This is a genomic window from Phenylobacterium sp. VNQ135, from assembly GCF_049445735.1.
GTDB lineage: Bacteria > Pseudomonadota > Alphaproteobacteria > Caulobacterales > Caulobacteraceae > Phenylobacterium.
This window is the reverse complement of the sequence record NZ_JBMSDS010000006.1, coordinates 57,389-72,567: the sequence shown is the minus strand read 5'-3', so window position 1 is coordinate 72,567 and position 15,179 is coordinate 57,389. Positions and strand designations below refer to the sequence as shown.

Below are 15,179 nucleotides of genomic sequence, written 5' to 3'. Positions count from 1 at the left end.
GGTCCGAAGCCGCCGCGAGACCGCCTCCCGGCCCAGCTTCGCCCCTCGAAGCCCTCCCATCCTGCTCCCTCCGCCGTGACGGACGGCCGCGCATTGTCGGCTGGCGAGGCGCCGCGCCCGCCGCTATCCCCCTCCGCATGAGCGAGATCCTGGATGTCCCCGGCGCCTCGGGCGCGCGCTACCGGTTCCGGCGCACCGACCTCGACGCCTTGCCGGCGACGGCCGGCAACATCCTGGTCCTGCGGCCGCGGAAGGCCGGCCCCGAGCTGCTCCTGTGCGCCGCCGTCGACAGCCTTGCGCAGGCCCGCGACGCCGCCGCCGCCGCGCTGCAGGGCGCGCCGGGCGCTGCGGTCTACATCCGGCTCAACGTCGGGAGGACGGCGCGCGACGCTGAACAGGCCGACATCGACGCCGCGGCGCCCGGCGCGGCCGACGCCTAGGCGCCCGGCTCGAGCGCCTGCACGACCGGGTGCCGGCGCAACACAGCTTCGACGATGTCGGGCCGGTCCACCGGCGCGAAGACCCGCGGCGCGTAGGCGATGATCTCGGTGAAGCAGCCGAGCGCCGTCAGCGCCGCCCGCTCGGGCGCGCCGCCGACCACCTCGAGCCGGCGACGGTCCATCACGCGGGCGCGGCGCAGCCAGAGCCCGCCCGAGAGGCCCAACTGCACCCCACGTTCCAGCGTCTCGCGCAGGACCAGCGCCCCGTCGGACCAGGCCTCGGCCAGGCTGGAGACGCCCAGCGCCGCCTTGAGGGCGGCCACCTGGGACGGGTCCAGCACACGGCCGAGCCACCGGCGGCCATCGGGCGCCTTCACGCGCCGGACCTGGGCGCTGCGCACCGGCAGGCGGGCCCACACCGGCAGAAGCAACCCGGTCGCCAGGACGATCTCCCGCTGCCGCCAGGGATCGGCGGCGTCGATCTCGGCCTGCCAAGCGGCGCGCCAGGTCTCGGGGTCGGCGGCCGTCCAGGCGGACTCCTCGAAGGCCTTCTGCGGCGTCAGGCTCCGATCCTCCGGCCGCAGGAGCCGAACCGCCGGCAGCAGGCGGTCGTCGTCCCCGGTGACGGTCAGGCCGAATTCGACCAAGGCCGCCCGGCCCGAGCGGCCGTTGACCGCCAGCATCGCGGCCGGACCGAGCGCCTCGGCCCTTGCCAGAGCCTCGTCCGCGCCGAGGAAGCGACGCGGCGTGCGCAGCGAGAACGCCAGGAGCCGGGTCTCGCCGCCCGTCGCCGGGTCTGTCCGCACCGTTTCCTCGGAGAGCACCTGGAGTTCGTCGGCGACGATGTCCTCGACGCCGTGGTCCAGCTCGCCCGCCGACGCCGCTCGCTCAAGCAGCCCCGCCAGGATCTTGCCGAAGTCGGCGAAGAGGGCGTTCTGGTCGGCGATGCGCAGCGCCAGCAGCCGGTTGAGGAAGGTGGTGATCGGCGGCAGTTCGTCGGAGCCCTTCAGCAGCCCCTCGGCGTCCAGCAGCTTCAGACCGGTCTTCGCCTCGAAGGCCGCCAAGGTCATGCTGGTCAGCTCGCCGCGCGCCAGCGCGCCGTAGAGCACCAGCAGCGCGCGGCGGGCCCAGGGGCTCTCGAGATTGTCGTCGGCGCGGAAGAGGCCGGCGCCGGCGACCCGCCGCTCGCCCCGCGTCAGGGCGCCGAGCGAGTCGAGGCGCCGCGCGATGGTCGAGAGGAAGCGCTTCTCCCCGTGGATGTCGGTGGTCACCGGCCGAAACAGGGGCGCGCAGGCCTGGTGGGTGCGGTGTGTGCGCCCCAGGCCCTGGATGGCGGCGTCGGCCCGCCAGCCCGGCTCCACCAGATAATGCACGCGGCGCTTGCGGTTCACCGCGTCGAGGGCGGCATGATAGCTGCGGCCGGTGCCGCCGGCGTCGGAGAAGATCAGGACCCGCTTGCGCCCGTCCATGAAGGCGTCGGTCTCGGCCTTGGCCGACGACGGGCCGCGGCGCTCGACGACCCGTCGCCCCTCCCGCGCCACGATCCGCCGGGACCGACCCGTGATCTCGGCCACGGCGCCCGTGCCGAGCGCCTCCAGCACGGCGTCGAGCACGCCCGGCACGGCGGGCAGGGCGGCCAGCCCGGCGATCGTCTCGTCGCGCAGCCGCAAGGCCGCCTGGCTGTGCACGGGACGGCCGTCTTCGAGCGCGGGAACCAGCACGGTCTCGCCGTCCTCGCCCTCGACCGCCTGCATTAGGGCGGTGGGGAAGGCGCCCTTCAGATAGTCGAGGACGTATTCCTTGGGCGTCAGGTCGACCGCGAGGTTGTTCCACTCCTCGGCGGGGATCTCCGCCAGCCGACGCGCGGCGACCGCCTCGTTCGTCGAGACGATTTGCACGACCGCCGAGCGGCCTTCGGCGAGGTCCCGGCGGATGGCGGCGATCAGCGTCGGCGCCTTCAGCCCGGCCAGCAGGTGGCCGAAGAAGCGCAGCTTGGCGCTCTCGAAGGCGGAGCGCAGTGCGCTCAGGGCCGCGCCGCTGCGCACCTTGCCCTCCTCATCGCAGATCCCCACCGCGCGGATCGCCGCGTCGAGATTGGCGTGGATAGTCTGGAAGGCGTCGGCCCAGGCGTCCCACAGCGCCACGTCCTCCGGCGTCAGCGGATGCTCCAGGGGCTCGTACTCGACGCCCTCGAAGGAGAGGCTGCGGGCGACGTACAGCCCCAGCGCCTTCAGCTCGCGGGCGACGAGCTCCATGAAGGCGATGCCGCCCGCGTCGGCCGCCTCGAGGAAGTCGGCCCGGGTCACGAAGGGCGCCTCGGGACCGCCCCATAGCCCCAGGCGTCCGGCGTAGGCGAGGTTGGCCGGCTCCGTCGCCCCGGTGGCTGAGACGTAGAGCACGCGCGCATCGGGCAGCCGGTTCTGCAGCGCCAAGCCGGCAAGCCCCTGCTGGGAGGCCTTCTTCGGCCCACGTCCGCCGGCGACTCCGCCGGCGGCGTTCGCCATCGCATGGGCCTCGTCGAAGACGATGACGCCGTCGAAATCCGGGCCCAGCCAGTTGGTGATCTGGTCCAGGCGCGAGGGGCGGCCGCCCCGCGCCGGCTGCCGCAGGGTGGCGTAGGTGGTGAACAGCACCCCGCGCTCCAGGCCGATCGCCTCGGCCTGCTTCCAGCGGGCCTGGGGCGTGATGTCGTGCGCCGCCCCGCCGATCGCACGCCAGTCGCGGCGCGCGTCCTCCAGCAGCGCCTCGTTGCGGGAGAGCCAGAGGGCGCGGACCCGCCCCTGGGCCATATTGTCCGCGATCACCGCGGCGATCTGCCGACCCTTGCCGGCGCCCGTGCCGTCGCCCAGGAACATGCCCCGCCGCAGCTGCACGGCCCCGTCCGCGCCTTCCGAGGCCAGCCGCAGTTCGTGCGGCGCGTCGCCCGCCTGCCACCAGCCCGGCAGCCGCGCCGCGTGCGCGTCGCCGGCGTAGACGACCGTCTCGAGTTGCCCGTCCGACAGCCGTCCCTCGGCCACCAAGGCCGCAGGAAGCCGCGGGCGATAGGTTGGCGCGGGCGCTGCGACGCTCGCCATGGCCGCGGCCTCGACGAGCGGGGTGGGGTGGGTTTGCGCCGCGGCGAACGCCAGCCGGCCGCGCCACGCCTGGTAGAGGCCGACGTCGCGGCCATCGCCGGAGCAGGGCGCGACCGCATAGTCGAGCGCGGCGGCGTCCTCCAGGAACCGGAGTCCCGCGCCGACCGAAGCCCGTACGCGCGGCGAGAAGCCTGCGGGCGCGGCACGGGCCGGCCGCGCCTGCGCCGTCGGCCGCGGCGGCAGCGCCGCCGCCCACCGCGCCGCCGTCGCCAGGTCGCCCGCGGGCTCGCAAGGCGGGACGTCGGCCTCGGCGTCGTCGCGCCCGCGGTCGATCACCAGCAAGCCGGTTTCCACCCCCGTGCCGTGGCGGGCGAAAGCCCGTGGCGGCAAGGCCAGCCGCCCGACGATGCGGCCTTCGCGCCGCAGCAGCGAGATCAGTCCGGCATCGGACAGAGCGGCGGCCGGCAGGATGGCGGCCAGCCGCCCGCCGTCGGCGGCGCAGCGCAGGCCAGCCAGCAGGTGTGAGCCGAGGCTGGCGAACGGCGGGTTCATCAGGACGGCGTGGAAGCCGCCCGCGTCCGCCAAAAGGTCCGGGAGGAGCGCCGCGTCGCGCCGCGACCGCACGGCTTGCGCGAACAGCCCATCGAGAAGCCCCGCGCGACGGTCGGAGAGCTCGTTGAGGGACGGCCGCGCCGCAAGCCTCGGCGACCGCCGCCACCATCCCCACGCCCGCCGACGGCTCGAGCACGCGGTCGCCGGGCCGCACCTGGGCGGCGAGCGCGAGCACGCCGGCCAGCGGCGCCGGCGTGGAGAACTGGTCCATCGCCAGCTGCTCCTCGGAGCGGCGCGTGTGGGTGAGGCCCAGTGACGCGACGCCGTCCAGCACGGCGACGATGTCCTCCGGCGCGTCCTCGAGCCGGCCCACCTGCGCGCCGAGCCTCCGGACCTGCAGGACCATGGCGGCCTCGACGGCGTCGTAGGCGTCCCGCCAGTCCCACGCCCCCTCGGCGTCGGTCGCTCCGAAGGCGGTGGTGAGCACGCCCGACACGAGGCGGCGATCCAAGGCGCGGCCGCGGGCGACGTGCGGCGCGAGCGCGCGGGCGGCCGCGAGCAGGTTCGCGGGACGATCGTCGGGGCCGTGGGCGGCGAACAGGGGCAGGGCGGTCATGAGGGGAGCTCCCGTGGCCCGGCGCGGCGGGCGCCTCCCTCCGGTCCGCCGGGCTTGCCCGACGCCGTCCTGCCTCCCGCTCCCCAGAACGACGGCGCCCTCCCGCCGGCCAAGCGGAAGGGCGCCGTCAGCCCGACGGGCGCACAGGTGGGAGGCGGCTCCTGAAGAAGGACCGGCCGCAGAGCGCTCCTAGACGTGCCCACCCCGGGGCCGCGGCCGCTCCAAGCCGCGGGGGTCCCCGGCGTTCGCGACGGGCGGCGCCGTCGGGCGGTCGGTCAGGCGGCGATCGCCGACGCCCCGTCCAGGGATACGTCCGGCGCATCCGAACCCGGCGCCGCCTCGATCGCCTCGGTCCCCGCGTCCGCCTCCGCCGGCGGCTCGGCCGCCCACGACAGGAAGGCGGGGGCCCAGCCGCGCTCGGCCGCGCGTTCGGCCACCAGCGCCACCAGTTCGTCCTTCCGGCAGCCGCCGGCGCGGCTGTCCGGCGCGCCCATGTCGTCGAGCATCGCCAGCAGCTTGGCCTTCGGGTGGGCGGCGAGGAACGGCTCGTCCGGCGTCCAGTGGAGGGCGACGTCGGCGCCGCACAGCGCGGCGATCTCCACGGCCTCGGCGCGGGCGGCGCCGCGAGCGGAGGTGGTCCGCTCCTCCCGCAGATCGAGACTGAGGGCGACGAGCTCGGCCAGCATCGCCATGCGCTCGCCATGCGCCAGCCCCGCGACCCAGGCGATCGGCGACAGACCCGAGGCGTCCCAGGCGACTCGACGGTCGGCGAGGCGCTGGCGCACCTCCCCGTCGAGGACGGCGATAGGGGAGGTCCGCGGGCGGCTGTACGGCTCGGCGTGCAGCGCGAGCGCGCCCGAGCCCTTGCCGAGGCCCTGCCGCAGCACGAGAACGCTGAACAGCCGCGCCGCGAGGGCCGTGACCGCCGTGCCCGGATCGTCGGCCAGGGCGCGGATCAGCGCCCGGGTGGCGGTGTCGGTGCGGACCTCGTGCAGCGCGTGGTTCACCCCCTCGATCTCCGGCGGCGGCGCCGTGGCGACCGGCGTCGGCGGGGGCGCCGTCGGCGGCCGGCTCGCCGTCCCGGCCGGCCTGGCCATCTCGTCAGTCGCCTCGTCCGGTTCAGGCTCTTCGTCCGCCGCAACGGCCGGCGGCCCGTAGGCGGAAAGGTCGAGGCCGGTGCGCACGCTGGCGAACACCTGTACGAGTGTGACCGGGCGCGGCGGCTCGCCCGCCACGAGCGCGCGGAGCTTCGCCGTGAGGAAGGCGCGGATCTCGACGTCGCACGCGGCGTCTGCGAGGTCGCGGTCGCTCAGCCTCGCCTGGGCCTCGCCCGCCGCCGATTGCGCCGACCGCCAGGCCTCCAGGCCTTCGGCGTCGAGGCCGGCGCCATAGGCGTAGCCGAACGCTTCCAGCGCCATGTCCACCTCTTCGGCTTGCGGCGAGATCCGGACGTCCACGCCGTCGGCCGACAGCTCTGCCGCGAGCGCCTGCGCCCGCGCCAGCCAGGCGGCGTCCAGCGCCTCGCCGTCGAGCAGCACGTCCGGACGCTCCCCGAACAGGTCGGCCTCGGTCCGGCCGCCGGCGGCGGCGTAGCGCTGCGCGCCGATCAGCCGGAAGCGGGGGTCCTGTACGGTCGTCCGTCCTTGATCGAGCCGGTGCGCGATCCGCCATTCCGCGAGCCCGTGACCGTCGAGGGCGTCCTGGGCGAGGTCCCCCTGTTCCTTGCGATCGGGAAGCCGGGCGAGGAGCCGCGCCTGGCGCAGGGTGATGCGGCCGCACTTCAGCGCCGCCAGCGCGTTGGGATGAAGCGCGGCCAAGGCGGCCAGGCGCTTCACGTCCAGCTCGGTATAGCCGAGCGCCGAGCCGATCGCGCCAACGGTGAGCTTGGCCTTCAGCATGCGGCCGATGGCGGTGATCACGTCGGCGATATGGGCGGGCACGCCGGTGTTGGTCAGCACGAGGGCGGCCGCCTGGCGGGCGGGATCGGTCTCGACGAAGGCGCTGACCGCGTAGTCGTCGCCGATCCGACCGGCCTCCAGCAGCGACGCCAGGGCGAGCCAGCGCCGGCGCCCGTCGAGCACCATCGCCGGCTTCTCCCGCCGCCGCCCTGGCCGTACGGTCAGCGGCTGCAGCAGGCCTGCCGCCAGGATGGTCTCGGCGAGCTGCGGGATGTCCGCATCGGGCGGCTCTTCGGCGCGGAGGTTCTCAGGGGCGATTGCGAGATCGCGAAGCGGGAAGGCGGCAGGCAGCCGCTCTACAGTCGCAGACAGGCGAGGCTTCGGCATCGGCAGGGTCTCCGCCCGGCGGACCGGGGACCATCCCCGCGCCGGGCGCCCGCCCCAGCCCTTCCTTCCCTTCCGAGCTGAGCGACGCGGCCGCGCGACACGCGGCGTCCGCAATGTGCCGGCGGCGAACCCCCAGCTGCGCGCCGAAAGCACGTCCACGGTCAGCGGAGGCCTGCGCTCCCGCCGCCGCCGCCAAGCTGCGCGACGCGCGGGATGAACGCGCTTCGGCGACTTAGAACCGATACTCCAGCGTGATGCGGGCGTTGCGAGGCTCGCCGTAGATGTAGCCGGCGAACCAGGCGTTGTTGCTGAAGTAGGTCTTGTCGAAGACGTTGTTGACGTTGACCTGGGCCGAGACGCGCTCGTTGATCTGGTATTCCGCCATCAGCCCGACGATGGCGTAGGCGGGCTGGCCTACGCGCCCGTCGATCCCCGTGCCGGGGTTCGTGGCGATCTGCGGCGGGCGGCTTTCCCAGCGCAGCGAGCCGCCGACCCGCAGGCCCGGCAGCACCTCCTGGAGGTCGTAGACGGTGGCGAGCTTCAGCATCTGGCGCGGGTGGTGGGCGACGACGTCTGCGCCGTCCGCGTCCTCGGCGTCGTAGTCGGTCCAGCCGAGGTTGACCCCCCACTGCGGCGTGATCTGGCCGGAGAGCTCGATCTCGTAGCCCTCGGACACCGTGCCCTGGGCGGCGCGCGAGGCCGGATCGGTCGTGCCCGGGACGAAATAGCCCGGATCCGGGACGGCGAAGTTGTTCTGCTCGACCCGGAACACGGCCGCCGAGGCCAGGAGCCGGCCGCCCAGGAACTCGGCCTTCAGGCCGGCCTCATAGGCGTCGCCTTCCAGCGGGTCGAGGTAGTCGCCGTTGCGGTCGCGCGCGGTCTGGTTCTTGAAGATGCTCGTGTAGCTGGCGTAGGCCGAGACCGCGTCGGTGAGGTCGTAGACGACGCCGGCGTAGGGCGTGAAGATGCCGTCGTGCGAGATGGTGTAGGCGACCGGCGTATAGGCCGCGACCTTCTCGTTGCGCTCATAGCTGCTGAGGCGGCCGCCCAGGATCACCTTGAGATCGTCGGTCAGGTTGAAGCGGCCAGCGGCATAGGCCGCCGCCTGCTTCGTCGTACCCTGGTCCGACATCTTGTAGCGCGGGCCCCACGCGGGTTCCGGATAGGACGCGCCGGTCCAGGTGAGGAAGTTGGGCGCCGGGCCCCAGCCGGACGTCGGATCCTGATTGGTCCAGCCGCCGCGGAGGTGATTGTACATCGCGCCCGCGACCAGCTCGTGCTCGCGACCGAACAGCTGGAACGGTCCCTGCACCATCAGGCCGGCATTCCACTGCTTGGGACGGCTGTCGTACCAGTAGCCGCCGGCATCCATCCCCAGCCCGGTCACCGGATCCGGATAGCCGGAAATCCAGAGCAGCTTCGAGTTCTCGACCTGGCGGTGATAGCCCAGGTCGGCGCGGAGCGACCATCCGTTGCCGAAGCGGTGCTTGAGCATGGCGAACGCGGTCTGATCTTCGGTGTCCCACTGGTTCCAGTCGGTCCCGGTGGTCTTGGACCGCGGCCAGTCCGTGCGCGTCCCGTCGCTGAACCAGTAGGGCAGCTGCCCCCACATCACGCCGCTGCGCTCGTCGCGCTGGTAGGCCCCGCCGAGGCTGAGGGTGGTCCGCTCACCGAGGTCGGCGTCGATCACGCCGTAGAAGACGTAGCCGCGCGTCTCCTCGAGGTCGATGAAGGCGTCCTGGGTGTAGCCCTGCGCCACGATGCGGCCGCGTACGGAGCCCGTCGAGTTCAGGGCGAACGAGACGTCGCCGGTGGCCGCGAAGCGATCCCAGGAGCCGGCCTCGAGCCGCAGGTCGCCGGTGAGCTCGGTGCTGTCCGCGTGCTTGCGGATCAGGTTGATCGAGGCCGACGGCTCGCCGGCGCCGTTCAGCAGGCCGGTGGCGCCGCGCACGATCTCGACGCGCTCGTAGATGGCCGTCGAGGTCTCGTCGAAGCCGACATTCCCCGTTTGGAACGGCGCGCCGTCGATCTGGAAGTTGGTGATCTCGAAGCCACGGGCGGACAGGGTGTTGCGGCCGCGGTCCACCGCCTTGGCCGAAATGCCGGTCGCGAAGGCCAGAACGTCGGAGACGTTCGATAGGGCCTGGTCCTCGATCTGCTGTTTGGTGATCGCGGTGATCGACTGCGGCGTCTCGCGGGGCGTCAGCTCCAGGCCGAGGGCGGCGTTGGTGGACTTGTCCGCGTGGCCGTAGACAACCAGCTCCTCGACCGCCGCCTCCTGCGCCTTCGCCGGGGAAGCCATCGCCAAGCCGATGCCGCCCGCCAGCAGCCATGCCTTCAAGCTCATATCAAAGACCCCGCTCGCATCCCCTGAGCCGTCCTTCAGCCCAGCTTCGGCGCGACTACCGCTGCAAAGACGCAATTGCAACTCATTTTCATCTAGACGCGAGAGCGCTGCCTGAGGCGACGGCGTTTAGTCCGAGCGCCCCCACGCCTTGACCGTGACCGCGGCGGCGACCAGCCCCGCCGCGATCGTGAGCATGGTGGCCCAGACCAGTACGGCCATGGTGGGAGGATCGGCGGCCAGGCAGGCGGCGAAGGCGGCGGCGATCAGGCTCCCGCCCCCGACGCGCAGACCGACCCGCGCCGATCTCGCGAGCGGTCGCCGGCCTGCGAACCGTCGCCAGTGCGCGTCCAGCGACAGGGCGAAGGCCCCCATGCCGGCGATCGCCAGGGCGAGCGCCAAACCGTGCAGGGTGGTCTCGGTCATCGCCTATTCCGCCGCCGCAACGCCATAGGCCGCCTCCGGCGCCGCCCGCCGCCGTTCCGCGGCGCGCCGCTGCAGCCGCCAGGCGGTCCAGGCGGCCGCCGCCCCACTAAGCAGCAGCACGAGATCGACGCCGGCGACCGGCCAGTAGGCTTCCGACAGGGTCGCGGCCAGGTGATCGCCGGTCGTGGTCCAGTTGGCGAGCGCCGCCCCGATGGCGAGGACGGCGGCCGTCCAGCATTGCTCGGCCCAGGCTGGATTGGCCGCGCCCCGGGCCACGGGTCGGGCGCGCACGAGAGCATGGGCCAGAGCGGCCAGCCACACGCCCCAGAAGATCAGCCTCTGCGCCAGGCTATGCTCGGGCATGTCGGTCGGCAGCAGCCTGTTGGCCAGCATGACGGCGCCGGTCGCCGCCAGCATGCCAGTGACGGTCGTCACCGCCAGGGCGTCCACCACCCAGGCCCCGGATGAGCCCGCCGCCGCGTGCTTCTTCTTCCGCTTCTCGACGTAGAACAGGAAGCCCGTGGCGATGCAGGCGCAGCCCGTGAGGCCGGAGGCGAACAGCAGCCAGCGGAGCGTCCAGTGCTTGAAGAACTGGAAGTGCAGCCCGTAGAAGAAGTCGTAGGTCGCCTCGACGGGGCCCGCCTTGGGCTCCACGTAGACCAGGCGGCCGGTGTCGCCGTCGAAGTACAGCGTCTGGGGATCGGCGACCTGGTCGACGCTGTCGCGGCTGATCCCCACATAGGCGTTGGCGTCGCCGAGGTGCACGACCTCGATCGTGCCCACGCGACCGCCGACCCCTTCCTTGGCCCAGCGCGCCTCGGCCTCGCGCACCATGGCGTCCACCGAGGCGAGACCGCCCGGCCGGTCTGCCGCTTCGGCCGCCAAGCCGGTCGAGGCGATCGAAGCCAGCTCCTGCCGCTCCGACCACTCGTGCATCAGGTCATGGCCGCTCGGCAGGTAGATGCCGGCGAAGATGAAGAGGCCGGACAGGGTGATCACGAACAGGAAGGGCAGGGCCAGCACGCCGGTCATGTTGTGCAGGTCCAGCGTGGCCCGCAGGCGCGCCTTGTCCGGTCGGAAGGTGAAGAACTCGCGGAAGATGCGCCGGTGCATGACCACGCCCGAGACCAGCGCCGCCAGCATGCCCATCCCCGCCGCGCCCACGATCCAGTAGCCGACGTTCTTCCAGTGCAGCGTCAAGGCGTAGTGCATGGGGAAGAAGAAGCCGGTCCCCAGGTGCAGGCGCTCCTCCAGCTCGGGCGGCAGGCGCGCGCCGGTGCGGGGATCGATGATGGCGCGCCCGAACGCATGAACGTGGTCGAGGTTGGGGTCCTTAGGCTTGTTCGGCAGGTCGTAGGTCGTGAACACGTTCAGCATGGAGTCCCGATGACCCATGCTCACGAACACCTGCGTCGCCGCGAGCGCCTCGCCGGGCGGCGCCGGCCCGATCACCTCGCCCGCCGCGCGCCGCAGGTCGGCGGGGTCGGGCCGGACGCCCGCGATCATGGGCGCGATCACCTTGTCATAGGAGGGCAGGGGCTGGGCGGCGCCACGGCTCTCAGGAACGCTCCAGCGGTCGATCTCCCGATCGAAGACCGACAGGGAGCCGAAGAAGAAGCAGGCCATCAGCACGAAGCCGAGCACGAGGCCCAGCCAAGTGTGCATGTAGGCCATGGCCTGACGGAAGGAGTCGCCCATCGTCTCTGCTCCTAGCTCGTCGCGAGGCGCGCCAGCGCCCAGGCCGCCGCGCCCATCGCCGTTCCGCCGCCCCCAAGCACCAGCCACGGCAGCCAGGCGCTGCGCGGCGCATAGGCCCAGCAGACGCCGCCCAGAAGCACCAGGAAGCCCAGCATCCATGACAGCAGGCGGGCGTCCTCGAAGGCCATCCCGCTGGCCCGAAGTCCGAAGGTCGCCAGCGCCACGAAGCCATAGGCGAACCACCAGCCGCCAAGCAGCGCGGCCAGGTGACGGCCTATCGCCGACGCCGCCCTTCGCAAACCGGGCTGCATCGGGGGATTGAGCCGGCTGCGGGCTGCCAAATCGGTCACGCGCTGAGTGGCCCTGGATGAATTTGCGAACGGCTCGCATTCTTAACTGGGTGCAGCGGCAGCGTCTAGTTGTTCAAGATGTTGGCTTCACCGCGCCGGCTTGGCCGCCGCGGCAAGCCCACTCCGAGACTGTCGTCGCGCCCGAATAGGCGATGGCCCCGGCGGCGAGCGCGGCCATGGCGGTGAGGATCGACAGCGTCAGGCCAAGGGCCTCCACCGAGCTCCAGGCGTCCTGGCTGTGCTTGAAGGCGTTGATCAGCCCCAGCAGACACATCACGGCCAGCGCCGCCGCGTGCAGCAGACGCGGCCTGCGGCGGAGCGAGCGGAACCCGGCCAGGAGGGCCAGCAGTGCGAAGACGAGCGCCACGCCGCCGAACATCAGCTCGACCGTGATCGCCCAGGCCGAGAAGTTGCTCCACTGCATCTCGGCGGTGCCCAGATAGGGATGTCGGTAGCGGTCGCGAAGCTGAACAGGGCGACTGGGAAGGCCAGCAGCAGGCCGTAGGCGGCCCTCATGGCCGCACCTACGGGTCCGGTCGCATGCCGGGCCCCTTGGATGATACAGCTTCGCTCCGACGAATTCATGGGGCGCTGGTCGGGTTCCCGGCGGGCCTTCACGGCGCGTCGCGGACGAGGCGCCGGCGGCCCATCTTCCGACAGCTTTTGCGCGCCCTGTCGCCGCCCCGAAACCCATCGAAGCTCGCCCATCTCGACGCCCATGCGCCAAACGACCCTTGCCGCCGCCCTCGCGCTCGCCTGCCTGGCGACAAGCGGCTGTTCGGCCGAACCCGGCGCGTCCGGCAACCTCCCCGTCGCCTGCGAGGCGCCGCCCACCCGCGGGCTCGACGCCGGGCGCATGCAGCAGGTCGTGCGCGACGCGGCGCAGCTTCCCCGCCTCCGCGCGCTCATCGTCCTGCGGCACGGTGAGACGCTGGCCGAGCATCGGTTCAACGGCGGTCCGCCGCTCGATCGGCCGGTGAACGTCAAGTCCGCCTCGAAGTCGATCCTCTCCGCCCTCGTCGGCATCGCGATCTCGAAGGGCGTGCTGACGGGCGCCGACCAGCCCGTCCTCTCGGTGCTCCAGCGCGATGCGCCGGCGGACCCGGACCCCCGGCTGCAGGCGCTGACCGTCGGCCAGCTGCTCTCGATGCAGGCCGGGCTCGAACGCACTTCAGGGCCGAACTACGGGCGCTGGGTCTCGAGCCCGAATTGGGTGCGCTACGCCCTTTCGCGGCCCTTCGTCGACGCGCCGGGCGGACGGATGCTCTACTCGACCGGCAGCTCCCACCTCGTGTCGGCGATGCTGACCCGGGCGTCGGGTCGCAGCACGCTGGAGCTCGCCCGCGACTGGCTGGGCGAGCCGCTCGGCGTGGAGATTCCCGCCTGGCCTCGCGATCCCCAGGGCGTCTACTTCGGCGGCAACGACATGCTCCTGTCCCCGCGGGCGCTCGCCCGCTTCGGCGAGCTCTATCGGAACGGCGGCCGCGCCGGCGGACGCCAGATCGTGCCCGAGGCCTGGATTGCGGAAAGCTGGCGGCCGCGCACCGTGTCGCCGTGGAGCGGGAATTCCTACGGCTACGGCTGGTTCTTGAGCGAGGCGGGGGGGCACGAGGTACGTTTCGCCTGGGGCTATGGCGGTCAGATGCTCTACATCGTGCCCGACCTGGGCCTCACGGTGGTGATGACCTCCGATGCGACGGCGCCCCGGGAAGGGGATCACATCGGCGCGCTGCACCGCCTGTTGGCCGACGGGATCATCCCGGCGGCCGTGGCGGGCGCCTGAGCGGGGCCGATCCCCCCGGGGCAGAGGCGCCGCATTCGGTCGCGCCGGCGGGGCTTCCGGCCGGAGCCAAGGTCCGCGCCCCGCCCATAGCCGACGTCCTGCAGGGCTGGTGACGGGGCGTTGCGTGGGGACACGCGAATGGCTGTTTGCGGAGGCGAGCCGATGTCCGCTCCTGCCGCGACACAGAGCGCGCCGGCCGTGGGATCAAGGGAAGGGACTTAGGCCAGCGCAGGAGGCGTTCCTGGCCGGACGCGACCTCTTCATCCTACCTCGGACGCCCTCGAATGCGCATCGGGCGCAAGTCCCGCTGAAGCCGACGCCATCGGGCTAGGCCTGACGAAGAGAAGAACGATAACCTGTAGATTCAATGAAGTGCTGGAAATTATAACCCCTAAATTCCATACTGATTGCGCGATCGGAAGATATAAGTTATAGATAGAAGGGGAGATCAGAACTTATGAGTTCCGCACGGAAGAACCTCAACTCGCTCGCACGCTGGGCGCTAGATGTGCAATTGAAGCCCTTGCGGGCGCTCGACCCACTCATTCGCCCGGAGCGCGGATGGATTCGCGCGATCCGGGAAGCCCTTGGCATGACGACCGGCCAATTCGCGAAGCGGCTGGGCGTGTCGCAGCCGCGCGTCGCCGCGCTCGAACGCGCCGAGGCCAACGAAGTCGTCACGCTCAAGAGCCTGCGCCACGCCGCTGAAGCACTCGACTGCGAGCTCGTCTATGCGCTCGTTCCGAAGAAGCCGCTTGAAGATGTGGTGAGGGATCGGGCCCGGCTCTTGGCCGATCTGCAGCTCGCGCGGACCAATCACACCATGCGTCTTGAGAACCAGGGCGTCAGCAAACAGCGCATGGAACGGGCGCGCGAGGCCTTGGCCGAAGAGCTTCTGCGCAATGATCGTCGCCTCTGGGCGGATGTATGAGCGACCCGCTCACCGACGCTGAGGACGATGCGGCGACGCCCCTCGCGCCGGAGGAGCGGCACGACCTCATCCCGAGCTACATCACCGACCGCGATCAACTGAATGAGGTGGAACAGCTCGGGATCGCTGAGGCCGATCGCTGGGCCTTCAGCCGAAAGCGCGATGTGCTTGATGAAGGCTTCCTCCTCCAACTGCACAGACGGATGTTCCAGGACGTCTGGAAGTGGGCCGGGACCTTTCGAACCACAGAACGCAACATCGGTGTCGAGGCGTATCGGATCGGTGTCGATCTGCGCCAACTGCTCGACGATGTACGCTACTGGATCGAACACGACACCTACCCGCCGGACGAGATCGCGCTTCGCTTCCATGCGCGGCTCACCTGGATCCACCCGTTCCCCAACGGGAACGGTCGCCACGCACGTCTGGCCGCGGATCTCCTGATCGTCGCCCTCGGGGGTGATCGGTTCAGCTGGGGCGGCGGCGGCCTGATCGCCGCCGACGAACTGCGGAGGCGCTACATCGCCGGCGTGCGCGCCGCTGATAATCACGACCTCGCCCCTCTGCTGGAATTTGCCCGGTCCTAACATCGCGCATCCGCTTGGCTCACCACCGCCCGGAGGACCCCTAGCATTTCCCCAGAGGATCCGGATGAGCGGGGGCGCCCTGGGCGGACGCCC

10 protein-coding genes and 1 pseudogene are annotated in these 15,179 nt (G+C 72.0%); 4 read left to right on the top strand and 7 right to left on the bottom strand.

The window, feature by feature from the left end:
* Positions 1 to 137: 137 nt before the first annotated feature.
* The gene (locus tag ACO2Q0_RS20735) at positions 138 to 440 is read left to right on the top strand and encodes a hypothetical protein (RefSeq protein WP_423353423.1); all 303 of its coding nucleotides are present in this window, start codon (positions 138 to 140) and stop codon (positions 438 to 440) included.
* On the opposite strand, the pseudogene ACO2Q0_RS20730 reads toward ACO2Q0_RS20735, so the two are convergent.
* The 7 genes and pseudogenes from ACO2Q0_RS20730 to ACO2Q0_RS20700 all read right to left on the bottom strand — a co-directional run bounded on the left by ACO2Q0_RS20730 (position 437) and on the right by ACO2Q0_RS20700 (position 12,209).
* Positions 437 to 4,682 (bottom strand): annotated as a pseudogene (locus tag ACO2Q0_RS20730) (strawberry notch-like NTP hydrolase domain-containing protein). The gene ACO2Q0_RS20735 and the pseudogene ACO2Q0_RS20730 overlap by 4 nt on opposite strands.
* Before the next feature lie 275 nt (positions 4,683 to 4,957).
* Positions 4,958 to 6,967 (bottom strand): ParB/RepB/Spo0J family partition protein, encoded by a 2,010-nt coding sequence (locus ACO2Q0_RS20725; protein WP_423353422.1) that lies wholly within the window; start codon positions 6,965 to 6,967, stop codon positions 4,958 to 4,960.
* Positions 6,968 to 7,199: 232 nt separating this feature from the next.
* Positions 7,200 to 9,314: a TonB-dependent siderophore receptor gene (locus ACO2Q0_RS20720; protein ID WP_423353421.1), complete on the bottom strand. Its 2,115-nt coding sequence runs from the start codon at positions 9,312 to 9,314 to the stop codon at positions 7,200 to 7,202.
* Positions 9,315 to 9,440: 126 nt separating this feature from the next.
* The gene (locus tag ACO2Q0_RS20715) at positions 9,441 to 9,737 is read right to left on the bottom strand and encodes a DUF3325 family protein (protein WP_423353420.1); all 297 of its coding nucleotides are present in this window, start codon (positions 9,735 to 9,737) and stop codon (positions 9,441 to 9,443) included.
* Between the two features lie 3 nt (positions 9,738 to 9,740).
* On the bottom strand, positions 9,741 to 11,435 hold the full coding sequence (locus ACO2Q0_RS20710) for a PepSY domain-containing protein (RefSeq protein WP_423353419.1): 1,695 nt from the start codon (positions 11,433 to 11,435) through the stop codon (positions 9,741 to 9,743).
* Positions 11,436 to 11,446: 11 nt separating this feature from the next.
* Complete coding sequence (locus ACO2Q0_RS20705; protein WP_423353418.1) at positions 11,447 to 11,746, bottom strand: hypothetical protein; 300 nt, start codon at positions 11,744 to 11,746, stop codon at positions 11,447 to 11,449.
* A gap of 112 nt (positions 11,747 to 11,858) precedes the next feature.
* Complete coding sequence (locus tag ACO2Q0_RS20700) at positions 11,859 to 12,209, bottom strand: hypothetical protein (protein ID WP_423353417.1); 351 nt, start codon at positions 12,207 to 12,209, stop codon at positions 11,859 to 11,861.
* Positions 12,210 to 12,503: 294 nt separating this feature from the next.
* On the opposite strand from ACO2Q0_RS20700, the gene ACO2Q0_RS20695 reads away from it, so the two are divergent.
* The 3 genes from ACO2Q0_RS20695 (at position 12,504) to ACO2Q0_RS20685 (ending at position 15,086) form a co-directional block, all read left to right on the top strand.
* Positions 12,504 to 13,568 (top strand): serine hydrolase domain-containing protein, encoded by a 1,065-nt coding sequence (locus ACO2Q0_RS20695; RefSeq protein WP_423353416.1) that lies wholly within the window; start codon positions 12,504 to 12,506, stop codon positions 13,566 to 13,568.
* Positions 13,569 to 14,025: 457 nt separating this feature from the next.
* Complete coding sequence (locus ACO2Q0_RS20690; RefSeq protein WP_423353415.1) at positions 14,026 to 14,499, top strand: mobile mystery protein A; 474 nt, start codon at positions 14,026 to 14,028, stop codon at positions 14,497 to 14,499.
* Positions 14,496 to 15,086 (top strand): mobile mystery protein B, encoded by a 591-nt coding sequence (locus tag ACO2Q0_RS20685; protein WP_423353414.1) that lies wholly within the window; start codon positions 14,496 to 14,498, stop codon positions 15,084 to 15,086. Before ACO2Q0_RS20690 ends, ACO2Q0_RS20685 begins: the two co-directional genes overlap by 4 nt.
* Positions 15,087 to 15,179 lie beyond the last annotated feature (93 nt).